The organism is Streptomyces sp. SM10, assembly GCF_002910915.1.
In the GTDB taxonomy this organism is placed as follows: Bacteria; Actinomycetota; Actinomycetes; order Streptomycetales; family Streptomycetaceae; genus Streptomyces.
The window spans coordinates 50,793-72,500 of sequence record NZ_NEUF01000160.1 but is presented as its reverse complement, the minus strand read 5'-3'; the positions used below and the strand labels follow the sequence as shown (position 1 = coordinate 72,500).

Here is a 21,708-nt window from a genome sequence, read left to right as displayed (position 1 = left end):
CGCGGTCGGTTCCGCCCGCCGTACCGCGGCCGGGCGCCCGCTCATTGTCGGTCAGCCGTCCGGTCGCCCCGGCGGCGGAGTACCCGACGGCCGGCGGTCGTGAGGTCAATCATCTCGTTTGACGTAGACAAACAGTACGGCGGAAACGTAAGTTTCAACGTGAACTCACGATCGAATCATCTAGGGAGGCGGATGTGGCGCGACCTGTCGCCGTCATCACCGACACGGAGGAACTGGATCCCGGACCCGGTGTCCAGCTGCTCACCGAGGGCGGCTTCGAGGTCCGCGTGGTGGGCAGCCGTGATCCGGAGACGATCGCCGCCGCCGCTCATGACGCCGACGCGCTGATCGTCGGCTACGCGCGGGTCGACGCGGCCCTCCTGGACCGCCTGCCCCGGGTGCGGATCGTCGCCACCATGTCCGCCGGCCACGACATGGTCGACACCGCCGAGGCGGCCCGCCGCGGACTCTGGGTCGCGAACCTGCCGCACGCGGCCACCGAGGACGTCGCCGTGCACGCCCTCGCCTCGGCGCTCTCCCTGACCCGCCGGCTGCCGCAGGCCGACGCCGTCGTCAGGGCCGGTGGCTGGAACGAGGACTTCACCGAGGTGCCGCGCCGCGCGAGCGATACGACGCTCGGCCTGGTCGGCTTCGGCCGCATCGCACGCGCCCTCGCCCGCCTCGCCGCCCCCGTCTTCGGCCGGATCGCGGCGTACGACCCGCACGCGGCCGACTCCGACTGGCCCGACGGCGTCGAACGGCTCGCTCTGGACGACCTCGTCGCGCGCGCCGACATCCTGTCGCTGCACACCCCGTCCACCCCGGCGACCCGCGGCATGGTCGACGCGGCGCTGCTCGCCCGCATGCGCCCCGGCAGCCTGCTGGTCAACGTCTCCCGCGGCGATCTGGTCGACCCGGAGGCGCTCCTCGCCGCGCTCGACAGCGGTCACCTGGCAGGCGCGGCCCTCGACGTCTTCCCGGTGGAGCCTCCTGCCCCGGACGACCGGCTGCGCACCCACCCCAGGCTGCAACTGTCCCCGCACAGCGCGTTCCTGAGCGACCTGTCCCTGCGCGCCTACATCCTCGAACCCGCCCGGAACGTCCTGGCCTGGTGGGCCACCGGACGCCCGAACACCCCCCTCGTCGACCCGTCCGCGCAGGCCGCCGGCCCCCAGCCCGCCCCCCTCCGGCAAGGAGCAGCAGCGTGACCGAGACACTCACCACCCCCGCCACCGCCGAGGACCTGGCCGCCGGGGAACTGCGCCTGCGGCGCGAACTGGCCGCCGTCTACCGCCTGGTCGCGCACTTCCGTATGACGGACCTGATCTTCACCCACATCTCGCAGCGGCTGCCCGGCCCGGACCACCACTTCCTGATCAACCCGTACGGGCTGATGTTCGAGGAGATCACCGCCTCGAACCTCGTCAGGATCGACCTGGACGGCAATCCGGTCGAGCCGACCCCGCACCCCGTCAACCCGGCCGGCTTCGTGATCCACAGCGCGATCCACAAGGCCCGCACCGACGCCCACTGCGTGCTGCACACGCACACCAGGGCGGGCTGCGCCGTCGCCGCCCAGGAGGGCGGGCTGCTCCCCGTCAACCAGATGTCGATGGAGTTCCACAACCGCGTCGGCTACCACGACTACGAGGGCGTGGCCCTCAACCTCGACGAGCAGGAGCGCCTGGTCGCCGACCTCGGGGGCCATCCGGCGCTCATCCTGCGCAACCACGGCCTGCTCACGGTCGGCGACAGCGCCGCCCAGGCGTTCCTGCGCATGTTCTACCTGGAGAAGGCCTGCGAGATCCAGGTCACCGCCCAGGCGGCCGGCGCCCCGCTGGTGCTCCCGCCGGAGCAGGTCCGCGAGTACACCGCCCGGCAGCTCGCGGGCGAGGCCACGGCCGACTTCCAGGACGACATCGCCTACGACCTGGCCTGGGGGGCCCTGCTGCGCCTCGTCGAGAGGATCGCCCCCGACTACAAGGACTGAGGGCCGCCGGGTGCGGCGGGCTCCGTGCCCGCCGCACCCGGCGACGTGCGGGTCACCCGCCCGCGCCTGCCCCGCCGACGAGCCGTCCTCGTCCCGCGAACGGAACGTCAGGGCAGGCCCGCCCCGGTGTGTGCGTGCCGCCTTCGCGCTTCGAGGAACCGGATGCGGGCAGCCTGTTCCTCGGTGACCACGTCACATACCCAGTCCCAGTGCAGGGCCACGACGTCGCCCGGGGAGGGACGGTCGATGAGGGCCCGTCCACCGGTGGACCAGCGGACGGACTCCGGGTGCGGCGTCCCCGTCACGATCGAGGCTCCGTCCCAGAGCAGCGGCGCGGATTCCACCACCACCCGCTCGCCGTCGACGTCCCGCACCACACCGGTCCTGATCCTGCACCGGTCGAGCACGTCGAGCGCGGTCGGGTTGCCCGTGGTCCGCAACAGCCCGGCCCAGGGGTAGACGTCGAACACCTGGAAACTGTGGTGGGCCAGTGCCCCGTCCCCCGCGTCCCGCCAGGTGCCGCCCGCCTGGGTGCGGAAGCGGTCGCGCATCCGGTCGAGCAGCGCCGCCGGACTCGCGCGCTCCAGCAGGTCGTTGCCGATCCAGTACGCCTCGACCACCTTCTCGTCGAGCGGATCGGCGATGCCCGCGGACTCGGCCAGGAACTCCAGGTAGCACCAGGCACCCTCGAACTCCCGGGCCCGCCGCTCGATACCGCCGGCCACCTCGGTCCGCAGCAGGGCCGAGGCATCCTCGGGGCCGCAGTAGCCCAGCGCGTTGGGCGGATAGGCGTACCGCGCGAAGAGACGCGCGCCCTCCGTGCTCATTCAGCAGATCCTCGGAAGCTGCTCGCCGACCGGGAGCCCCACCACACGGTTGGCGCCCAGACCGGTTCTGGCCACCACCATCCCCGGATGCTCCGGCACACAGGTGCCGATCCTGCGGGCACCCCTGCCCAGCGGATGGGCGCGTACGGCCGCCAGGACCTGATCGGCGGAATCGGCGGGCACGATCGCCAGCAGCTTGCCCTCGTTGGCGACCTGGAGGGGGTCGAGGCCGAGCAGACTGCACGCGTCGGCCACGTTCCCCGGGATCGGCAACTCCCGCTCCATCAGGTCGATCCCGACCGACGACGCCTGCGCGATCTCGTTCAGCGACGCCGCGACGCCGCCCCGGGTCGGGTCGCGCAGCACATGCAGATCGGCGCCCGTCGCGATCATGTCGGCGACGAGGCCGTGCAGCGGCGCGCTGTCACTCTCGACGGCGGTGCCGAACTCCAGGCCCTCCCGGCAGCTCATCACGGCGATCCCGTGCACCCCGATGTCACCGCTGACGATGACAGCGTCGCCGGGCCGGGCGCGGCGCGGCCCGATGTCGACCCCGTCCGGGATCACTCCGATGCCGGAGGTGTTGATGTAGACGCCGTCCCCGCTCGCCCGCTCGACGACCTTGGTGTCACCGGTCACCAGCTTCACGCCCGCCGCACGGGCCGCCGCTCCCATCGCCCGCGCGATCCGACCCAGGCCGCTCAGCGAGGTGCCCTCCTGGAGGATGAAGGCGGTCGACAGGAACAGCGGGGTCGCCCCGGACATCGCCAGGTCGTTGACCGTGCCGTTCACCGCGAGGTCACCGATCGAGCCGCCGGGGAAGAACATCGGCTTCACCACGTAGGAATCGGTGGAGAAGGCCAGCCGCGCCCCGCCGACCGCGAGCACGGCCGAGTCACCGAGGTCCGGCGTCGCCGCGTCGGCGTAGGCGGGCAGGAAGAGGTGCTCGACCAGCTCGCCCGACATCGCCCCGCCACCGCCGTGGCCCATGACGATGCTCGGCGTCTCCCGCAGCGGCACGGGACATGTCCAGCCCTCGAAGTCGAGTTCCGCGAAGCCCGGTTCCGCCGTGCGGCGTGCCACTTCGTACTGCATCGCGTCAGTCACTTCGCATCGACCAGTTCAAGTCGGCGGTACGCGTGATAGGCGGCGCAGGCACCCTCGGAGGACACCATCGTGGCGCCGAGCGGACTGCGCGGGGTGCACTCCTTGCCGAAGGCGGCGCACTCGTGCGGCTTGATCAGCCCCTGGAGCACCTCGCCGGACCGGCACAGCGACGACTCCGCGGTCCGGATGCCGGTGACCTCGAAGCGCCGCTCGGCGTCGAAGTCGGCGTACGCCTCGCTCAGCCGCCAGCCACTGCGCGGGATCATCCCGATCCCACGCCACGTCCGGTCGGTCACCTCGAAGACGTCCCGCAACATCTCCATCGCGGGGAGGTTGCCCTCGTCGCGTACGGCGCGCGGATAGGCGTTCTCCAACTCGTGTCTTCCCTGCTCGAGCTGAAGGACGGTCCGGCGGATCCCCTCCAGGATGTCCAGCGGCTCGAAGCCGGTCACCACGACGGGGACCCGGTACTTCTCGGCCAGGGGCGGGTACTCGGAGGTACCCATCACGCTGCACACGTGACCGGCGGCGAGGAACGCCTGGACCCGACAGGTGGGAGACTCCATGATCGCTGCGATCGCGGGCGGCACGAGGACGTGCGAGATCAGCAGCGAGAAGTTCCGCACCCCCAGGCGTTTCGCCTGATACACCGTCATGGCATTGGCCGGGGCGGTGGTTTCGAATCCGATGCCGAAGAACACGACCTCCCTGTCCGGATTCTCCCGGGCCAGGTTCAGGGCGTCGAGCGGCGAGTAGACCACGCGCACGTCGCCCCCCGCGCTCTTCACGGAGAACAGGTCCTGGCTGCTGCCCGGCACCCGCAGCATGTCCCCGAAGGAGCAGAAGACGACTCCGGGGCGCGCCGCGATCGCCAGCGCGCGGTCGATGATCTCCAGCGGCGTCACGCACACGGGGCATCCAGGCCCGTGGATCATCTCGATCCCGTCGGGCAGGAGTTGGTCGATGCCGTGCCGGATGATCGAGTGCGTCTGACCGCCACAGACCTCCATCATCGCCCAGGGCCTGGTGGCCGTGGCGTGGATCTGGTCGAGCAGCTTCCCGGCCAGTGCGGGGTCGCTGAACTCCTCGAGGTACTTCATGATCCTGCTCCTTCCCGGGCGGGCCCGGGTGTGTGCTGCGCGTCGGCGTCCTCGGCGGCGCGTGCGAGTCCGTCGCCGAACTCCTCGGCCAGGATTCCGAGCCTGTCGAAATCGGCCAGCGTCCGCAGGGCCGACTCCTCGTCGAGACGCTGAATGGCGAATCCGACGTGGACGACCACGTATTCACCCACTGCGGCGTCGGGGATGTACTGAAGGCACACCTCTTTGCGCACCCCGCCGAAGTCGACGTCGGCCATGACCGTGCCGTCCACCTCGGTGGTGCCGAGGACGCGCCCGGGAACTGCCAGACACATGCTGCTCTTCTTCCTCTTGTGGTGCTGATCCTGCGTGGTTCCGCCGACGCGCCCGTTCAGTCCGACGCGGCGATCAGGAGCTGGCCGAGGGCGATACCCCCGTCGTTGGGCGGCAGCAGCCGGGGCCGCAGTACGGTGAACCGCCGTTCGGTGAGGACGTGCTGGACCGCTTCGAGCAGCACGGCGTTCTGGAACACCCCGCCCCCCAGCGCGACTCTCTCCAGTCCGGACCGCTGCCGGCAGAGGTCCGCGAGGTCGGCGACGAGCGTGGCCACGCAGGCATGGAAGTGTGCGGCGATCTCCTCCGGTGGTACGTGCGCCCGCAGATCGGCCACCACCGCACGGATCACCGGCGCCGCGTCGGCGACGGCGGGCTCCGTTCCGGACGGGCCCGCGGCGGGCCGGACGGCGAAGGCGTAGCGGTCGGGAAGTCCGGCGGGCGGCGGTCCGGCGGCTCTGGCCAGGCCTTCGAGACCGACGGCGGCCTCGGCCTCGTAGTCGACCTCCTGGCGGACTCCGACCAACGAGGCGACCGCGTCGAAGAGCCGGCCCATGCTGGAGGTGGGCACGCAGCCGAAGCCGGTCGTGAACTGGTGCTGAAGGACGGCCTGTTCACCCTCGCGGCAGGCCCGCACGGGGGGCAGGTCCTCGTCGAGGGCGACACCGGCGGCATGCAGATGGGCGAGCGCCATCCGGTAGGGCCGCAGCACGCTCGCGTCACCGCCGGCCAGCGGCACGTACGCCAGGTGCGCGGCCCGGCGGAACGAGGCGTACCCGGCGAGCAGCATCTCGCCGCCCCACGCCGCGCCGTCGGTCCCGTACCCCGTACCGTCGAAGGCGACCCCGATCACCTCCTCGGCCGGGCCGACTCCGTGTTCCCCCATCACCGAAGCCACATGGGCGTGGTGGTGCTGGACCGTTCGCACCGGGCGGCCCGCCGCTCGGGCGCGCGCCCAGTCGCCCGACCGGTAGCCGGGGTGCCGGTCGGCAGCGAGCAGACCCGGCTCCACACCGGTGAGCGCCTCCAGATGGGCCACGGTCCCGCTCAGCGCGTCCACGGTGGCCAGGTCGTCCATGTCTCCCACATGCTGGCTGACCCAGGCGTAGCGCCCCTGCGCCAGTGCACAGGTGTTCTTGAGGTCGGCGCCGGCCGCGAGCACCGGCGGCACGTCGAAGGGCAGTGCCAACGGCAGTGGCGCGTAACCCCGCGACCGGCGCAGCGGCAGCTCGGCACCCGCCACGAAGCGGCTGACCGAGTCGTCGCACGGCACATGGATACGCCGGTCGTGCCGCAGCCACCCGTCGACCAGCGGAGCCAGCTCCTTCACGGCGCGGGCGTCGTCCGTGACGATCGGCTCGCCGGACCGATTGCCCGACGTCATGACCAGCACATCGGGCCCCGGCGTGTCGTCGCCGATCCCGAACAGCAGGACGTGCAGCGGGGTGTACGGCAGCATGACGCCGAGGTCGGGGCTGCCGGGTGCGACGGCGTCGCACACCTCCGATTCCCCCTGCGCCGCCCGGCGCGCGAGGAGGACGATCGGGCGGCGGACGCCGGTGAGCAGGTCTTCCTCGTCCTCGGAGACCGCGGCCATGCGCCGGGCCACATCGAGATCGCGCGCCATCACCGCGAACGGCTTGCTGCCGCGCCCCTTGCGCTGGCGCAGTTCGGCGACCGCGTCCGCGTCACCCGCGTCACACACGAGGTGGTAGCCGCCGAGCCCCTTGACCGCCAGGATGCGTCCGTCGGCGAGCAGCACGCGCGCGGCGCGCAGCGCGTCCTCGTCCGTGAGGTGCGCCGGGCCGCCCTTGGTGGCCAGTTCGAGCCGGGGCCCGCACACGCGGCAGGCGATGGGCTGTGCGTGGAAGCGGCGGTCGCCCGGGTCCTCGTACTCCGCCCGGCACTCCTCGCACAGCGGGAAGTCCGCCATCGTCGTCGCGGCCCGGTCGTACGGCGTGCCGGTGACGATGGTGAAGCGTGGCCCGCAGTGGGTGCAGGTGATGAAGGGGTGGCGGTAGCGCCGGTCCGCGGGGTCGGTCATCTCGTCCAGACACGCCCGGCATGTGGCGACATCGGGGGAGACCAGCGTGCGTGCCCCTCCGGCCGCGTGGCCGCCGGACCGGTCGATGGTGAACCCGGTGCCGCCCTGCGGGTCCTGCTCGGAGGCCGTCACGGACTCCACCAGCGCCAGTGGTGGCGGCTCCGACCGCAGCCGCCGCCCGAACTCCTCCACCGCCTCGGCGTCCCCCTCGACCTCGGCGATCACCCCGACCGCGTCGTTCGCGACGGAACCGGAGAGCGACAGCTCGGCCGCGGTCGCGTAGACGAAGGGCCGGAATCCGACGCCCTGGACGACACCCCGCACTTCGAAGCGCCGCCGGACCGGCCCGCCGCCGCGCCCCATCATCTCCAGGCCGGACAGGGCCTTCCTGGCCTCGGTCCGGTCGATGACCTCCAGAGCGAAGCCCATGTGCAGCAGCACCCAGTCGCCGCTGTCCGGAGCCGTCTCCAGCATGCCGATGTTGACCCGCCGACGTGCCCCCTCGACATCGACCAGCGCCAGCTGACCGGCGTAGCCGTCCACGATCTCGACGACCTGTCCGGGAATGCCCAGACACATGTCACGCCCTCCGGGTCTTCATGGTCTCGGGTACCGCGGAGCCGAGCAGCGCGTGCACGGCGGCGATGGCCTCCGGCACTGCGGCCGCCACCGGTCCGGAGAGCCCGATGCCCTCGTTCAGGTCGGCCGGCACACAGCCGACGACGTAGGTGAGGGGCAGCGTGCCGCCCAGTGCGTCCAGGTTGCCCAGCACCGCCACCGGATCCATCCCGTGCGCGTCGAACTCGCCGGTGCCGAGGTCGTCGGCACCGACCTCCAGCACGGTCACCGTGCCGGGCGGTTCCTGTGCGGCGCAGGCGTCGACCAGGATCAGCGTGTCGTAGCCGTCGAGGAGGTCGTAGGCCAGATGCATGCCGCGAATGCCGTAGTCGACCGCGCGTACGTGCGGCGGCACGGTGCCGCACCCGGCGAACCGCCTCACCACCTCGGGCCCGAAGCCGTCGTCGCCGAGAAAGAGATTGCCGATGCCCGCCACGAGCACGCCCCCGGACACGCCGGTCACATCGCGCGCATGCGCAGGTAGCGGCGGACGTCGGGGATCGACAGGACTCCGACGACGAGTCCCGCCACCGCGGTGGCGGCTGCCAGCCCTGCGGTGATCCTGCCCAGGGTCCTCATGAGGGGCTCTCCTCTCGGTGGTGCGCGGCGCTGTCCGCCGGCAGTGGTTCGAGTTCGTCGGGGGCGAAGTAGAAGTAACGGCCGTACCAGTCGTGCATGTCCGCCGCCGGGTCGTCGACCAGCACCACCGCGACATGGGTCCCGCCGTCGACGTCCGAGAGGACCGCGGTGACCCGCGCCACCTGGTCCGCGAAGAAGATGTCCTGGGCGTCGGCCCGCCGCGAGGGATGCACCCGCACGAGGCTGCCCTTGCCGACGGACACCGAGCCGATGACCACCGTGTCCTCGTCCGGGCTGACCGACGCGTCCGCGGCGGGGTCCCACCACGGCGCGCCGCCGGTGTCGAAGGCCGCGGGCTCCGCGTCCCGGACGTCGGGTCCGGGCGGCGGGGGTACGGGGCAGGGGACGCCGCCCGGCGCGTGCGGGTCGCGCAGCAGGCCGTGCAGTCGCTGGAGGTCCGCGGCCGACATCGCGTCGCAGCGGTCGACGATCTCCCTGGCCCGCGGATCGGTGGCCCGGGCCTCGGCCTTCTCCTGATCAGTCATGGTCATGACCCGCAGTGTGAGAATCTCGTCGATCTCCGTGGCGTCGAAGAGGGCCCCGGGACTCTGCTCGGCGATCTCCGGGTGGTCGTACAGGATGATCGGAGCGCCGAGCACGGTGTCGGCGCTCCCCTTCGCGCCTGCCAGCACCGGCCAGCAGCGCCTCTGCCGGCAGCGGGCGGCAGCGGCGGCCGCGTCGGCGGGCGGGTCGAGCAGCGAGACGAACGTGGAGCCCCGTGCCTGGACGATGACATGCGTGCCGATCAGCGAGGCCCGGATCGCGGCGTCCTTGTCGGCAGCCGTGTGCGGATGCTCGTTGCCGACCGCCACCGACAGCCGGACGAAGCCGTCGTCGGCCTCCGCGAAGGTCCGGATGCGCACCGTCAACTCTTCACGACGCCGCACGATACGGCCGATTCGCGTGCCTTCGGCGTCCCTGAGCTCCTCGATGTCCTCGCCGCCGGGGACGGTGTGCCGCTCGTCGTAGGACTGCGTCAACGCGCCCACGGGAAGCGTGATCTCGCGCTCGACCGCCTCGTCCCAGGTCAGCACCGACTCGCCGCCCACGCGGAAGGAGGCGACGGGTGCGGGGCTGCCGTCGTCGGCGTACCGCTGCACCTCCCGGACCTGCAACTGGAGGAAGCGCAGATGGACCACGACCGTCGCGGGCGCGGTCCCGGGCGCGGTGAGCAGGCACTGCACGGCCAGGCCCGGATCCTCGCCGAAGCTGGCCGGCGCGGCCGAAGGAGGTCCGAGGACCCCGAACTGCCAGCGTGACCGGTTCTTGTGCGAGCTGGCACGGTACGGGTAGAGCAGATAGCCCTCGTAGAGCACCGCGTCCGCCACCGTGCGGACCTGATCGAGATCCACCGGCCCGAAGGACGCCGAGGCGTGTGCCGATGTCATGCCACCACCTCGTCGGTCCCGGCCAGCAGCGTGCTCAGCGTCTCGTCCCAGCTGATCAGCCCGCGCCGGGCACGGAAGCCGGCCAGAGCGTCGAGCGAGTCCTGACCCAGTCGGATCCAGCCGGAGTTGGGGTAGTGCGACGCGATCATGCGCCGCCACACGGAGACCGGCATCGCGTACCTGGCCTCGCAGTCCCACGGCACCTGGCGCACGCCGAAGCCCGAACGGCCCTTGGAGAAGACCGTCCCGGAGAACAGCAGGCTCAGCGGGACCGTCCCGTCGGCGAGCGCGTGCAGATAGCGGGACCCGACGACGTCGAAGTCGTAGGTGCACGGCAGCGCGAGGTCGACGTCGGTCGTGCCGGTGAATCCCTGCACGGTGGTGTCGCACTGCATCCACTTGAAGGGCCGCAGGGTGTCGCTCCACCGGTCCTGCTCACCGAACAGACCGCGCAGCCCTTCGCGTTCCGCCTCGTCGTAGTGCCTGCGCTGCGGTTCGATCCGGACCTGGCAGTGCAGCACGACCGCGTGGACCGGATCGCCGGATCCGTCGGTGATCCGCAGCCGCGCCGTCAGCTGAGGTACGACGGTGTAGGGCTCCGCCACCACGTCGAGCACGGAGAATCCCAGCCCGTTCATGGCGCACCCGCCATGTCGGCGGGCCGGCTGCGCCGCTGTACGTCCGAGAAGAAGGCGTTCATCGCCTCGTGTGCTTCCCGTCCGCCGTCGAAACCGCGCCATACCGTGCGCAGTCGGCCGACCAGGTGGTAGCAGGCGTCGATGGGCACCAGGTGGCAGTCCTGCCCGTCCTGTGTACGCCGCACGAGCAGCGCCTCCACGTCCGGGCGCAGCACGGCCAGCCCGGGGTGGGACCCGACGATGGTGTCCCAGGCGTCCAGCGGGAGTTCGGACTCGGTGGCACCCGCGGGTCCCGGGTAGAAGGCGATGGTGCGGTCCTGGACGGAGTTGCGGAAGAGGAAGGCGAGGCCGACCGGGATCTGGAGCTCGTCCCAGGTGCGCTCGTCCAGGGCGGTGCCCTCGAAGGAGAGATAACGCTCGGGAACGGCGCGGTAGTTCTGCCGAGCCCCCTCCTCGCCGAACAACAGGTAGCAAGGCCGACAGGTGCACATCAAGGCCCTGCCGTCCAGGTTCACCACGTGCGCGTGCTCGTGTCCGACGGGCTCGGCGCACATCTCGCAGCGCTCTCCCGCGACCGGCGCCGGCCGCCGCCGGCTGATGCGCAGCAGTGAGGCTGCGGGGGAGGAGGGCCGTCCCTGGAGGATCACGTCGCCACCGCCGTGGGCACCGCCACCGAGACACCCGTGCCGTCCGCCAGCAGTGGCAGCGGGTCCAGGTGCAGGTCCTCCTCGGCGTCGACGCAGGCGCCCGCCCGCCGCACGTCGTAATGCGTACGGCAGTTGTGACACCGGAGCACCGCGTCGCCGGAACCGCCGCCCAGGCGACGGGCGAGGACCGAGTCCGTCATCGTCCTGTCGCACCGGGCGCAGCGGTCGAGGAAGGCGAAGAGGTCGGCCCCGACCCGGCAGGCCAGCACCGGAACCCCCGCGACGTCGCGGCACAGCACGGTGCCCGACTCCAGGGCGGCCAGCTCCGGCACCGCATGCCAGGAGGCACCCGACCCGTCGGACTGCCCGGAGTCGCCTTCGCCCGGCGCCCCTTCGTGCAGCCGCGCGAAGAGAGCGTCGACGGGGACCACCGGCCCGGAGCCCTCGGCCCGGTCCTCCGTCTCGACCTCGATCGAGGTGATCTCGGGTGCCGCCGCCTCGACGGCGCCTTGGACGGCCAGCCTGAGGGTGGCCGACGACGACGGACAGCCGTCGCAGGAGCCCAGCAGCCGGAGCCGGACGACACCCTCGCCGGACACGCCGAGCAGTTCCACGTCCCCTCCGTGCGAGCCCAGGTACGGCCGTACGCTCTCCAGAGCCCGCTCGGTCCTGGTCTCCACGCTGTACGGGTGGAGACCGTGCACCAGCAGGACACTGGCCACCAGGTCGTCCGCGGCCAGCGCGGCCAGCACGCCGTCGTCCAGCCGGTCGCGCTCGTGCAGGACCTCCAGCAGCCGCTCCAGCCCGGCCCCGTAGAAGTCCGTCACCAGGCGGACCAGTTCCTCACTGCGCTCGCGGGCGACGGCCCCGCCCGACGAACTGGCGGCGATCAGGGTGTCGATGCGTTCACCGGTGGCGCGCCACTGCGGTGCCGCCGTGTCGTTCGGTCCCTGTCCGGCGTGGTCGGCCACGTCAGGCCCCCGCGGACTGGGTCGGAGAGTGCAGCACTTCCAGCTTCTTGCCCTCACCGAGGTACATGTGGACCCCGCAGGGGAGACACGGGTCGAAGCTGCGCACCGTGCGCATGATGTCGATGCCCTTGAAGTTCTCCCGGTCGTTCTCCTCGAAGATCGGCTGGCCCTGCACCGCGTCCTCGTAGGGGCCCGGTGTGCCGTACGTGTCGCGAGGGCTCGCGTTCCACGGCGTCGGCGGATAGGGGTGGTAGTTGGCGATCTTGCCGTCCTTGATCACCATGTGGTGCGAGAGCACCCCGCGCACGGCCTCGGTGAAGCCGCAGCCGATGCCCTCCTCCGGAACCTCGAACTTCTCCCAGGTCTTGGTCCGCCCGGCCCTGATCTCCACGAGGGCCTTCTCCGCGAAGTGCAGGGCACAGGCTGCCGCGTACGCCTGGAAGTAGGTGCGCGCCCGGTTGCGCTCGATGGTGTTGCTCCACCGGGGGACGTGCCACTCCAGCTCCACCGGGCCCTTGAGCGCGGTCTTCGGCAGGTTGATCTTCACGCTCCTGCCGGTGGCCTGGACGTAGCCGATGTCGACCAGCCCGGCCAGCGCCGTGGTCCACAGCCGTGCCAGGGGGCCGCCGCCCGTGTCGAGGGCGAGGTAGTCCTTGCCGTCGAACCAGCGCGGCGACATCACCCAGCTGTACTTGTCGTCCAGGTCCCGCTTCTGCGGCTGCGGGTTGGTGTGCTGGTTCCACGGGTGGCGGCGGTCGACCGGGTTGCCCAGCGGGTCGTGGGTCACGAACATCTCCTGGTCCTCCCAGTCGCCGTAGTACGACGAGCCGAGCAGGATGCGGATGCCCAGATTGATCTTGACCAGGTCGGTGGTGACCAGCTTCCCGTCGACGACGACACCCGGGGTGACGTACATCTTCCGGCCCCACTCGGTCATGTCCTGGTACTTGAAGTTGCAGTGCTCGGGGTCCTGGAAGGAACCCCAGCAGCCCAGGAGAATGCGGCGGTTGCCGACCTGTTCGTAGCCGGGCAGCGCCTCGTAGAAGAAGTCGAAGAGATCGTCGTGCATCGGCACGACCTTCTTCATGAACTCGACGTACCGCTGCAGACGTGTGATGTAGTCCGTCATCAGCTGGATGGTCGCCACCGTGCCCACGCCGCCGGGGTAGAGCGTGGAGGGATGGACGTGGCGGCCCTCCATGAGACAGAACATCTCGCGGGTCATCCGGCTCACCTGGAGTGCCTCGCGGTAGAACTCGCCGGTGAACGGATTGAGCGACCGCATGATGTCGCCGATGGTCTTGTACCCGTGATCCTCGCCGTGCGGGGACGGAGTCCTGTTCGCCTGTTCCAGCACACCGGGATTGGTCTCCGCGACCATTTTCTCGCAGTAGTCGACCCCGACCAGATTCTCCTGGAAGATATTGTGGTCGAACATGTACTCGGCTGCCTCGCCGAGATTCACGATCCATTCACCGATGTGCGGCGGCTTGACGCCGTAGGCCATGTTCTGTGCGTAGCAGGAACACGTGGCGTGGTTGTCTCCGCAGATTCCGCAGATGCGGCTGGTGATGAAATGTGCGTCCCGCGGGTCCTTGCCCTTCATGAAGACCGAATAGCCGCGGAAGATCGAACTCGTGCTGTGGCACTCGGCCACCACCCGCTGCTTGAAGTCGATCTTCGTGTAGATGCCCAGACTGCCGACGATGCGGGTGATGGGGTCCCATGCCATCTCCACGAGTTCGTCCTTGCCTGACCTACCGCTTCCGCCCTTGTGCTGCGTCGCCGTCATAGCGCCGTCTCGTCCTTCTGTTCGTCGCGATCGGTGGTGGGGGCACGGTGCGTCACCAGGTGCGGGTGGCTCCCGTGGTCAGCTCCGGCCCGGGCTTGCGCCACTTGGGCTCCCGGTCGAGGGTGTGCGTGGTGAGCCGGCGCAGACGGCGCATCGTCGAGCCGTAGGGCCCGACCGCGTTCGTGGAGAGCTTTCCGCCGGGCGGCTCGTCCATGAAGGGCATGAACTTGTCGGGGAAGCCCGGCATCGTGCAGCCGATGCAGATGCCGCCGACGTTCGGGCAACCGCCGATGCCGTTCATCCAGCCACGCTTGGGCACGTTGCACTTCACCGTCGGACCCCAGCAGCCCAGCTTCACGATGCACTTCGGTGAGCCGTACTCCGTCGCGAAGTCCGCCTGCTCGTAGTAGCCGGCGCGGTCGCAGCCCTCGTGCACCGTCTGGCCGAACAGCCAGGTCGGCCGCAGCGCGTCGTCCAGCGGGATCATCGGGGCCTGGTCCGTCGCCATGTAGAGCAGGTAGGTGAGGGTCTCGGAGAGGTTGTCCGGCTGGATCGGACAACCCGGGACGCAGACGATCGGGATCCCGGCCTTCGACTTCCAGTCCCAGCCCAGGTAGTCCGGTACACCCATGGCGCCGGTCGGGTTGCCCGCCATGGCGTGGATGCCGCCGTAGGTGGCACAGGTCCCCACGGCGACCACCGCGGTGGCCTTGGGCACCAGCCGGTCGAGCCATTCGCTGGTGGTGATCGGCTGGTCGGTGGCCGGGTCGTTGCCGAACCCGGACCAGTAGCCCTCGTCGTGCAGCTTCTCGTTGGGGATGGACCCCTCGACGACGAGGACGAAGGGATCCAGCTCTCCGCGGTCCGCCTTGAAGAACCACTCCAGGAAGTCGTCGGCGCCGCCGGTGGGGCCGCACTCGAAGTCGATGAGCGGCCAGTGCACGGCGATCCTCGGAAGGCCGGGCAGCGCTCCCAGAGCGATTTCCTCGATGCTCGGCTGGGTGGCGGCGGTGAGCGACACCGAGTCGCCGTCGCAGCTGAGACCCGCGTTGATCCACAGCACGTGGATCAGCGTGTCCTCCGCGCGCAGTGCTTCGTCCGTCGGCATAGGGGTGCCACCTTCCGGATCGCCGATGGCTCCTTGCCCTCGCGCCGCCGGAAATGTTTCGGAGGTACGGGCACGGTGCCGTCACATTGCTACCATCTAGGATCACCGGGAATGCCCTGTCAACACGGGAATTCGCAATCCGAATTCTCGTCGGACGGTGAACAATGCGCAGGGTGATGCGTAGGCCGGGAGAGTGAATTCTCGGCTCTGTCGGCCGGTCGCGAGGGGTGCGGAGAAGAGGGCGCGTGCACGAATTGTCTATTACCCGGAGCATGGTTGACGCCGTATGCGAACGTGCCTCGGGACGCCGTGTCCATGTGGTCCGGGTCCGGGTGGGCGCATTGACGGCGGTGGTGCCCGACTCGATGCGCTTCTGCTTCGACCTGGTCACCGAGGGGACGGTCGCGCAGGGGGCGGTCCTCGAGATCGACCAGCCGCAGGGAACAGCACGGTGTCGCAGCTGCGGCGATCAGTTCACGCTGAACGATCTGGTACTGCTGTGCCCGTGCGGAAGCGCCGATGTCGACGTCACGTCGGGGCGGGAACTAGAGATCATCTCCATGAGAGTGGGCTGACGTATGTGCGGAACCTGCGGATGTGCCGATCAGGGCGACGGCGGGGTGGGCACCCGGATCGCCCTGCTCCACGACCATGACGGTGTGCACCACAGCCATACCCGCAGCCACGTTCCCGACCCTGCGGCGGGCAGCGAGACGATCACCCTGGAGCGGCGGGTGCTCGCCAAGAACGAGGCCCTGGCCGAGCGCAACCGCACCTGGCTCGCCGACCGCGGGGTCGTGGCCGTGAACATGATGAGTTCACCGGGTGCGGGCAAGACGACACTTCTGGAACGCACCATCCGCGGCCTGGCCGGCACACGCCCCGTGGCCGTGGTCGAAGGCGATCAGGAGACACTGCTGGACGCCCAGCGGATCAAGCGCGCGGGCTGCGCGGTGGTGCAGGTGAACACCGGGGCGGGCTGTCATCTCGACGCCGGGATGATGGCCGACGCGCTCACCGACCTGGCTCCGGCGCCCGGCACGCTCGTCCTCGTCGAGAACGTGGGGAACCTGGTCTGTCCCGCCCTGTTCGATCTGGGCGAGAGCAGCAAGGTCGTGGTCATCTCGGTGACCGAGGGCACCGACAAGCCGCTGAAGTATCCGTACATGTTCGCGGCGGCCGACCTCGTCGTCATCAACAAGACCGACCTCCTGCCCCACGTCGACTTCGATGTCGAGCGCTGCGAGGAGTACGCCCGTTCGGTCAACCCCGGCCTGAGGCTGCTGTCCGTGTCCGCGACCACCGGTGACGGGATGGACGCCTGGTACGACTGGGTGGCCAGGCAGTACGACTGAGCCGTCGCTTCACCGGGGCTCCCCGGGACCGTACTCGGACCGCGGGGGTCCGGGTGCGGGCGGTGCCGAGTCGGGGCTGCCCGGCCGTCCGCACGTACTGGTGATTTCACCGATGGTGTCCGTGCCCCACCCCCAGGAGTCTGGTGGCGTCAAGCACCCGCATCCTCGTCAGGAGTGCTCCATGCGTCGTCGTACACCGCGCCGGCTTCTCGGCGTCCTCGCAGCCGTCATGGTCGCGTTCACCATGCTCTCCTCGGCATCGACGGCCGGCGCGGCCGACACCGCCACCCGAGCCGCACCGGCGGCGTCCACCGCCCAGGCGCTGTCCACCAGCACCCCGGTCGTCTTCGTCCACGGGTACACGGGCAACGCGTCGAACTGGGTCACGGCCAAGGGCGTCTTCCAGCTCAACGGCTGGTCCAGCTCCAAGCTCTTCACGTACGACTACAACTCGTACGGCAACAACATCACCAACGCGCAGGGGCTGGCTTCCTTCGTGAACAACGTGAAGTCGCAGACCGGTGCGAGCAAGGTCGCCATCGTCAACCACTCGATGGGCGGCCTGGTCAGCCAGTACTACCTGAAGGTGCTGGGCGGCAACACCAGCGTCAGCCACCTCGCCTCGATCGCCGGCGCCAACCACGGCACCACGTTCGCCAGTGCCTGTCTGATCTACACGACCTGCCAGCAGATGTACCCGGGCTCCTCCTTCATCTCCCAGATCAGCTCGGGTGACGAGACCCCCGGCGCCACCAAGTACGCCACCTGGTACTCGGCGTGCGACGGCATCATCATCCCGTACACCAGCACCAAGCTGGACGGCGCGACGAACAACAACGTGCTCTGCCAGACCCACATCGGGTACCTGACGGACACCCTCACGCTGGGCCGGATCGCCCGCTTCGTGGCCTCCTGACCCACCGCCACCGCCCGGTGCGTCACCTGCGCGCACCGGGCGGTGGCCGACCGTGACGTGCAGCGCCGACCGCGGGCCGACAGCCGCGGTCGGCGCTGCACGTCACGGCGATCATGGCGTACGTCAGGGCAGGGTGATCTCGTACGCCTTGCGCAGGGTCTCGTGGACGGTCCATGTGGTGCGGTCGCCCTCGCGCAGGACGCATAGGTCGCCGGCCCCCACGGTGAGGGCCGGGCCGCCGTCCACCTCGATGGTGGCGCGACCGCTGACGACGACGAAGAGCTCGTCCGCCTCGGTGTCCGTCACCACGCCCGGGGTGATCTGCCAGATGCCGCGGATCCGCCGGCCGTCCTCGGACTCCCAGAGGACCTTTCCCGACACCTCCGGTGTCCCTTCGAGGATCTGCGAGGGATCGAGCGGGTCCGGCTCGAGGTCGGCGTCGGGGATGTGCAGGGCGAAGGTGGTGAACTCGGTCATGCGGGCGACGTTAGGCGACCGTGGGCGCGCTTCCCCATCAGCAGACTGTCGCGCCGAAGTCCGCGTCGTGCGGCGATCCGTCGACCACGGCGTGCGGCGGGGCGCCTGAAGGGCCGCCGCACGTACCGGGAGGGCGGCCGGCGGCGGGGCGCTTCAGCCGGTCGTGGGGCGGCTCGCCGCGCGGGCCCACAGATAGAGCGGGATCTGGAGCGGCAGCCTGCCGTAGGCGAGTGCCCGGGCCGGTGCGGGGCGGTCGCGCCAGTCGTACGCCATCTTGACGTTGGCGGGGAAGACGCCGACGAAGAAGAGAGCGGTGGCGCGGGCGCTGATGCTCCGGGTGCGCGGCACGGCGAGCCCCGCCGCGAGCGCCAGCTCCACGGCGCCACTGGCCCGGGTCCAGGTCCTCGGGTCGCCGGGCAGGCTGCGTGGCACGATCCCGTCGAAGGACGTGGGTGCGGCGAAGTGCGCGACCCCGGCCGCGGCCATCAGACCGGCGAGCAGCAGGGGCGAGCGCGGGGCGAACGGGACGCGTGCCATACGGGACTCCTGGAACTCGGCCGGGGGTGGCGGGCCTTGATGTTACTCGGAGGTAAGAACGGCCTCGGAGCCCGGATGGGAGCGATGACCGGAACGTCGGAGCAGCGCCCTCCGAGGAGCCTCACACGCTGCCTGTCCCTGCACCTGTGTCCGGGACTCCTGCGAGGAGTCCCGGACACAGGTGCAGGGAGGTGGGCCAGGTGCGTGGGCGCTCAGGGTTCCACCGGATGTCCGCCGTCCCCCTCGACCACGACGCGGTCCTCGCCGGCCCCGTCCGCGCGCTCGACCATGGTGACGTCGATCTCGCCGTCACCGGTGGTGTCGAACTGGTAGACGTCCGCCTTGCCGTCGCCGGTCGTGTCCGTCATCCAGACATCGGCCTTGCCGTCCCCGTTGGTGTCCGCCGACAGCACCACGTGGTGTTCGTCCCCGCGGGTCTCCACAACGTCATCATTTCTGTCCATGACCGCCGCTTGCCCCTCGGCCGATGACCGAAACGTCGGCCGGACGGAAGCGGAGCGACGGAGGAGCACGCCGGGGCGGCCGAGCCGCGGTACGTCCCGGTTCGCCGCCGTGGGCTCCAGGCCACGCACGCCCCCGGTCAGTCGCTTCTCGGAGGGGAGTCCGGACGGCAGTAGCGCCGGATCAGCGCCGCGTGCCGGGGGAAGCGGGCGGCCAGTTCGTCGGGGCGGCCGAGCGTCATGTCGGCGTAGTCGAAGCCGGGGGCCACCGCCTCGCTGATCAGGGCGTGGTCCCCGCCGCCGAGACAGGTCGCCTTCCACACACCGCCGGGAACGGCGAGGGTCAGGACCTGACCGCGGTACGGGTCAGGGCCGAGGACGACGGACTCCGCCCGGCCGTCCGGGTGGATCAGGTGGTAGGTGAGTGGGGCGCCGGAGTGATGGAAGTGGAGGATGTCCGACTGGTCGAGATGCCAGTACCCGACAGGTGACTCCTCGGTGAGCAGGTAGTGGATGGAGGTGAGCAACAGGCGCTCGCCCTGCCGGGTCCTCACCGGAGGGCGGTGATCCGCCTGGAAGGTACGCCGGAAGTACCCTCCTTCCACGTGCGGTTCGAGTTCCAGGGTCTCGATCCACTGCTGTGCTGTGAGCACACGATCCTCCACGTCGACGGCGCAGCCCGGACGGGCTGCGGAGACTTCACCCGGCAAGCGGGTGACAGCTGCGTACACGGAGGCCTGCGCCCTGCCCGCCGGGTTCCGATGGCGGAACGTCCCACGCGTGCACTCGTCCCAGCCGTCGCGGCGATGCGGCGCGAGGCCCACGAGGCCGGCACCGATCCTCCCACTCACCCCGTGGCAGTGGCTCTGGGCAGGGCCGACGGCCGAAGGGCGCTGAGCGGGGTCAGGCCAACTGGCCCCCAGATCCTTGGTGTCGACGGTGCGTCAGCCCTGCAGTGCTCGCAGTGTGGCGTCCAGGTCGGTGGTGCGGGGCTGGTTGTGGGGGAGTTCGGCGAGGGCGGCGGCCATGCCGCAGGTGTTGGTGGCGGCGGAGAAGGCGAGGCCGGTGCCGATGGCGGCGGACAGCCGGCGGGCGGGGTGCCGGCGGATGCCCGCGGCGAGCTCAAGGGTGTCAACGAAGAACACGCGGATACCCCTTTCGCGTGGAAAATACCCCGATGGGTATCTTTCTTCACCGTGACATCTGTACCCCGGGGGGTATGTTTCGTGAGGAAGTGGTCGTAACCGGGCGGGTACCCGGAGACCTCCGCGTGAAGTGGGACCAGCGGACGAGGAAGAGGCGATGACGATGACCTACAGCCGCACCGTGTACGTGGACAGCGACTTCGAGGAGGCCGTGAGGGCCGTACGCGAGGCCCTGGCCGACCAGGGCTTCGGCATTCTGACCGAGATCGACGTGCGGGCCACGCTCAAGGAGAAGCTCGGCCACGAGATGGAGAACTACCTGATCCTCGGTGCCTGCAACCCGCCGCTCGCCCACCAGGCGATCGAGGTCGACCGCTCCATCGGCCTGCTGCTGCCCTGCAACGTCGTCGTCCGTAGCGACGGTGCGCGCATCGCGGTCCAGGCCCTCGACCCCGCCACGATGGTCACTCTGACCGGCCAGGACGCCCTCGAGCCCATTGCCGAAGACGCCACCCGCCGACTGGACGCAGCCCTGTCCGCCCTCGCCGAGCGGCAGGCATAGCGCCGCCCGCACCCTGGGTGGTGCAGGTCCAAAGGGGGAGATGTCGCGCTGTGGCCGGCCGGGCGGGTGGAGTCCAGCCGCGAGGACGGCAGGGCCGGCATCTTCGAGTGTTCCGGCGATCGTCCGCCGGACGATGTCGACGCCGACGTGGGCTTGCCCGCGGGGACCTCGCATCGAACGGATTCCGCCGATCGTGGTGGCGGTGAACTTCAGGCTGCGGGATCAGAGGCGCCGCAGCCCTCTCCGTCGCCGGAGGGCTGCGGCGCCGGGCCGAGGTCGTCAGCCCCTTCGGGAGGGTTCCCGTGGCGGTCCGCCGCGCCGCCTTCCGAGCAGCAGCCGTTGAGGGCGACCAAGGCGGTGGGCACGCCCGAGTTGGCGATGCGCCGACAAGCGATGACCGGGTTCAGGCGGTCGGAGTGCCCAGCGCGTCGAGAGCCGCGATGACGTCGGCGGGCTCGGCGCGGGTGGTGTAGTCCGTGTCCACGAAGGTCCAACGGATAACGCCGTCCTGGTCGATGACGTACGTCGCGGGGACCGGCAGGGTCTGCGCGTGACCGCCGTTGACGCGGTGGAGGTCCATGCCGAAGCCGTCGTACACGGCGGCGAGTTCGTCCGTCAGGTCGAAGGCGAGGCCGTACTGCTTGGCGGTACCTGAACCGACGTCGCTGAGCACGTCGAAGGTGAGGGCGTGCTTCTGCGCGACGGACAGGGCCTCGTCGGCGATCTGGGGTGAGACTGCGACGAGGCGGGCTCCGCGCTCGGTCATGGCGTCGAGGTGCTGCTGGAGGGAGCGTAGGGCGAGGTTGCAGTACGGGCACCAGGCGCCACGGTAGAAGGTCAGTACCACGGGCCCGGCTTCCAGGAGGTCGGCAAGGCGAACCGTCCCCCCGTCCGCCGATGGCAGGGTGAAGTCGGGCGCCCTGTGCCCCACGGGCAGTGCCTGGTCGGCCTGTCCGGATTCGGCGAGGTCGCGGCCGGCCCGTTCCATGATCGCTCGGATGTGATCGGGTATGTCTGCCTGACGGCTGGTGTAGAAGGCGCGGAGTTCTGTGTTGAGGCCCATGGGAGCTTCCT

Annotated in this window: 25 protein-coding genes; 6 read left to right on the top strand and 19 right to left on the bottom strand. The window is 70.4% G+C overall.

The features are described 5' to 3' along the window. The first annotated feature begins 194 nt into the window (after window positions 1-194). Together B9S57_RS25915 and B9S57_RS25910 are read left to right on the top strand one after the other, a co-directional pair. Window positions 195-1,208: a C-terminal binding protein gene (locus tag B9S57_RS25915; RefSeq protein ID WP_103759633.1), complete on the top strand. Its 1,014-nt coding sequence runs from the start codon at window positions 195-197 to the stop codon at window positions 1,206-1,208. Continuing rightward, the gene (locus B9S57_RS25910; RefSeq protein ID WP_103759632.1) at window positions 1,205-1,990 is read left to right on the top strand and encodes a class II aldolase/adducin family protein; all 786 of its coding nucleotides are present in this window, start codon (window positions 1,205-1,207) and stop codon (window positions 1,988-1,990) included. Before B9S57_RS25915 ends, B9S57_RS25910 begins: the two co-directional genes overlap by 4 nt. 107 nt (window positions 1,991-2,097) lie before the next feature. On the opposite strand, the gene B9S57_RS25905 is transcribed toward B9S57_RS25910, so the two are convergent. From B9S57_RS25905 to B9S57_RS25850, 13 genes are read right to left on the bottom strand one after another with little or no spacing between them, the layout of a single operon-like run. Next, on the bottom strand, window positions 2,098-2,817 hold the full coding sequence (locus tag B9S57_RS25905) for a DUF6390 family protein (protein WP_103759631.1): 720 nt from the start codon (window positions 2,815-2,817) through the stop codon (window positions 2,098-2,100). Further along, on the bottom strand, window positions 2,818-3,912 hold the full coding sequence (gene hypE / locus B9S57_RS25900; protein WP_103759630.1) for a hydrogenase expression/formation protein HypE: 1,095 nt from the start codon (window positions 3,910-3,912) through the stop codon (window positions 2,818-2,820). It lies immediately after the preceding gene. Window positions 3,913-3,920: 8 nt separating this feature from the next. Beyond that, window positions 3,921-5,024 carry a hydrogenase formation protein HypD gene (hypD, locus tag B9S57_RS25895; RefSeq protein ID WP_103759629.1) on the bottom strand — a complete coding sequence of 368 codons (1,104 nt, stop codon included), beginning with the start codon at window positions 5,022-5,024 and terminating at the stop codon, window positions 3,921-3,923. After that, window positions 5,021-5,338: a HypC/HybG/HupF family hydrogenase formation chaperone gene (locus B9S57_RS25890; RefSeq protein WP_103759628.1), complete on the bottom strand. Its 318-nt coding sequence runs from the start codon at window positions 5,336-5,338 to the stop codon at window positions 5,021-5,023. Before B9S57_RS25890 ends, hypD begins: the two co-directional genes overlap by 4 nt. A gap of 56 nt (window positions 5,339-5,394) precedes the next feature. After that, a complete protein-coding gene (gene hypF / locus B9S57_RS25885) occupies window positions 5,395-7,959 on the bottom strand; it encodes a carbamoyltransferase HypF (RefSeq protein WP_103759627.1) in 2,565 nt (854 codons plus the stop codon). 1 nt (window position 7,960) lies between these two features. After that, complete coding sequence (locus B9S57_RS25880) at window positions 7,961-8,461, bottom strand: hydrogenase maturation protease (RefSeq protein WP_181011481.1); 501 nt, start codon at window positions 8,459-8,461, stop codon at window positions 7,961-7,963. Then, entirely contained in the window at window positions 8,458-8,577 is a 120-nt protein-coding gene (locus B9S57_RS36505) for a hypothetical protein (protein WP_374935988.1), read from the bottom strand. Before B9S57_RS36505 ends, B9S57_RS25880 begins: the two co-directional genes overlap by 4 nt. After that, on the bottom strand, window positions 8,574-10,025 hold the full coding sequence (locus tag B9S57_RS35825; protein WP_103759625.1) for a hypothetical protein: 1,452 nt from the start codon (window positions 10,023-10,025) through the stop codon (window positions 8,574-8,576). The genes B9S57_RS36505 and B9S57_RS35825 overlap by 4 nt, the downstream gene beginning before the upstream one ends. Further along, on the bottom strand, window positions 10,022-10,663 hold the full coding sequence (locus tag B9S57_RS25870) for a DUF6084 family protein (RefSeq protein ID WP_103759624.1): 642 nt from the start codon (window positions 10,661-10,663) through the stop codon (window positions 10,022-10,024). The genes B9S57_RS35825 and B9S57_RS25870 overlap by 4 nt, the downstream gene beginning before the upstream one ends. After that, the gene (locus B9S57_RS25865; protein ID WP_258036600.1) at window positions 10,660-11,310 is read right to left on the bottom strand and encodes a DUF5947 family protein; all 651 of its coding nucleotides are present in this window, start codon (window positions 11,308-11,310) and stop codon (window positions 10,660-10,662) included. Before B9S57_RS25865 ends, B9S57_RS25870 begins: the two co-directional genes overlap by 4 nt. Then, window positions 11,307-12,281: a NifU family protein gene (locus B9S57_RS25860; RefSeq protein ID WP_219818591.1), complete on the bottom strand. Its 975-nt coding sequence runs from the start codon at window positions 12,279-12,281 to the stop codon at window positions 11,307-11,309. The genes B9S57_RS25865 and B9S57_RS25860 overlap by 4 nt, the downstream gene beginning before the upstream one ends. Before the next feature lies 1 nt (window position 12,282). Further along, complete coding sequence (locus tag B9S57_RS25855) at window positions 12,283-14,073, bottom strand: nickel-dependent hydrogenase large subunit (RefSeq protein ID WP_103759623.1); 1,791 nt, start codon at window positions 14,071-14,073, stop codon at window positions 12,283-12,285. A gap of 52 nt (window positions 14,074-14,125) precedes the next feature. Further along, window positions 14,126-15,181, bottom strand: a complete 1,056-nt coding sequence (locus B9S57_RS25850; RefSeq protein WP_103759622.1) for a hydrogenase expression protein HypE — start codon at window positions 15,179-15,181, stop codon at window positions 14,126-14,128. 227 nt (window positions 15,182-15,408) lie between these two features. Between B9S57_RS25850 and B9S57_RS25845 the strand changes: the two genes are divergently transcribed. The 3 genes from B9S57_RS25845 (at window position 15,409) to B9S57_RS25835 (ending at window position 17,452) form a co-directional block, all read left to right on the top strand. After that, window positions 15,409-15,756 (top strand): hydrogenase maturation nickel metallochaperone HypA, encoded by a 348-nt coding sequence (locus B9S57_RS25845; protein ID WP_308457419.1) that lies wholly within the window; start codon window positions 15,409-15,411, stop codon window positions 15,754-15,756. A 45-nt stretch (window positions 15,757-15,801) separates the two neighbouring features. Beyond that, a complete protein-coding gene (gene hypB / locus B9S57_RS25840) occupies window positions 15,802-16,536 on the top strand; it encodes a hydrogenase nickel incorporation protein HypB (RefSeq protein ID WP_258036599.1) in 735 nt (244 codons plus the stop codon). 181 nt (window positions 16,537-16,717) lie between these two features. Then, window positions 16,718-17,452, top strand: coding sequence for a triacylglycerol lipase (locus B9S57_RS25835; RefSeq protein WP_103759619.1), 735 nt, complete (start codon window positions 16,718-16,720; stop codon window positions 17,450-17,452). Between the two features lie 123 nt (window positions 17,453-17,575). Here the strand turns inward: B9S57_RS25835 and B9S57_RS25830 are convergent, their stop codons facing one another. The 5 genes from B9S57_RS25830 to B9S57_RS25810 form a co-directional block, all read right to left on the bottom strand. Continuing rightward, on the bottom strand, window positions 17,576-17,929 hold the full coding sequence (locus tag B9S57_RS25830; protein WP_103759618.1) for a cupin domain-containing protein: 354 nt from the start codon (window positions 17,927-17,929) through the stop codon (window positions 17,576-17,578). Between the two features lie 153 nt (window positions 17,930-18,082). Further along, entirely contained in the window at window positions 18,083-18,466 is a 384-nt protein-coding gene (locus tag B9S57_RS25825; protein ID WP_103759617.1) for a DoxX family protein, read from the bottom strand. 212 nt (window positions 18,467-18,678) lie between these two features. Next, the gene (locus B9S57_RS25820) at window positions 18,679-18,930 is read right to left on the bottom strand and encodes a hypothetical protein (RefSeq protein WP_103759616.1); all 252 of its coding nucleotides are present in this window, start codon (window positions 18,928-18,930) and stop codon (window positions 18,679-18,681) included. A gap of 137 nt (window positions 18,931-19,067) precedes the next feature. Further along, window positions 19,068-19,580: a cupin domain-containing protein gene (locus B9S57_RS25815; protein ID WP_103759776.1), complete on the bottom strand. Its 513-nt coding sequence runs from the start codon at window positions 19,578-19,580 to the stop codon at window positions 19,068-19,070. A 291-nt stretch (window positions 19,581-19,871) separates the two neighbouring features. Further along, the gene (locus B9S57_RS25810) at window positions 19,872-20,072 is read right to left on the bottom strand and encodes a hypothetical protein (RefSeq protein WP_181011469.1); all 201 of its coding nucleotides are present in this window, start codon (window positions 20,070-20,072) and stop codon (window positions 19,872-19,874) included. Window positions 20,073-20,235: 163 nt separating this feature from the next. Here B9S57_RS25810 and B9S57_RS25805 point away from each other — a divergent pair, with 163 nt between their 5' ends. Then, window positions 20,236-20,634 (top strand): DUF302 domain-containing protein, encoded by a 399-nt coding sequence (locus B9S57_RS25805; RefSeq protein WP_103759775.1) that lies wholly within the window; start codon window positions 20,236-20,238, stop codon window positions 20,632-20,634. A 403-nt stretch (window positions 20,635-21,037) separates the two neighbouring features. Here the strand turns inward: B9S57_RS25805 and B9S57_RS25800 are convergent, their stop codons facing one another. After that, on the bottom strand, window positions 21,038-21,697 hold the full coding sequence (locus B9S57_RS25800) for a peroxiredoxin-like family protein (protein ID WP_103759615.1): 660 nt from the start codon (window positions 21,695-21,697) through the stop codon (window positions 21,038-21,040). Between the last annotated feature and the right edge of the window lie 11 nt (window positions 21,698-21,708).

Bases quoted from the DNA above. Each gene is read 5' to 3' on its own strand.
- hypE (WP_103759630.1), bottom strand. From the start codon at position 3,912: ATGCAGTACGAAGTGGCACGCCGCACGGCGGAACCGGGCTTCGCGGAA.
- B9S57_RS25890 (WP_103759628.1), bottom strand. From the start codon at position 5,338: ATGTGTCTGGCAGTTCCCGGGCGCGTCCTCGGCACCACCGAGGTGGAC.
- B9S57_RS25855 (WP_103759623.1), bottom strand. From the start codon at position 14,073: ATGACGGCGACGCAGCACAAGGGCGGAAGCGGTAGGTCAGGCAAGGAC.
- B9S57_RS25870 (WP_103759624.1), bottom strand. From the start codon at position 10,663: ATGAACGGGCTGGGATTCTCCGTGCTCGACGTGGTGGCGGAGCCCTAC.
- B9S57_RS25805 (WP_103759775.1), top strand. From the start codon at position 20,236: ATGACCTACAGCCGCACCGTGTACGTGGACAGCGACTTCGAGGAGGCC.
- B9S57_RS25905 (WP_103759631.1), bottom strand. From the start codon at position 2,817: ATGAGCACGGAGGGCGCGCGTCTCTTCGCGCGGTACGCCTATCCGCCC.
- B9S57_RS25830 (WP_103759618.1), bottom strand. From the start codon at position 17,929: ATGACCGAGTTCACCACCTTCGCCCTGCACATCCCCGACGCCGACCTC.
- B9S57_RS36505 (WP_374935988.1), bottom strand. From the start codon at position 8,577: ATGAGGACCCTGGGCAGGATCACCGCAGGGCTGGCAGCCGCCACCGCG.
- B9S57_RS25825 (WP_103759617.1), bottom strand. From the start codon at position 18,466: ATGGCACGCGTCCCGTTCGCCCCGCGCTCGCCCCTGCTGCTCGCCGGT.
- hypD (WP_103759629.1), bottom strand. From the start codon at position 5,024: ATGAAGTACCTCGAGGAGTTCAGCGACCCCGCACTGGCCGGGAAGCTG.
- B9S57_RS25850 (WP_103759622.1), bottom strand. From the start codon at position 15,181: ATGCCGACGGACGAAGCACTGCGCGCGGAGGACACGCTGATCCACGTG.
- hypF (WP_103759627.1), bottom strand. From the start codon at position 7,959: ATGTGTCTGGGCATTCCCGGACAGGTCGTCGAGATCGTGGACGGCTAC.
- B9S57_RS25835 (WP_103759619.1), top strand. From the start codon at position 16,718: ATGCGTCGTCGTACACCGCGCCGGCTTCTCGGCGTCCTCGCAGCCGTC.
- B9S57_RS35825 (WP_103759625.1), bottom strand. From the start codon at position 10,025: ATGACATCGGCACACGCCTCGGCGTCCTTCGGGCCGGTGGATCTCGAT.
- B9S57_RS25820 (WP_103759616.1), bottom strand. From the start codon at position 18,930: ATGGACAGAAATGATGACGTTGTGGAGACCCGCGGGGACGAACACCAC.
- B9S57_RS25800 (WP_103759615.1), bottom strand. From the start codon at position 21,697: ATGGGCCTCAACACAGAACTCCGCGCCTTCTACACCAGCCGTCAGGCA.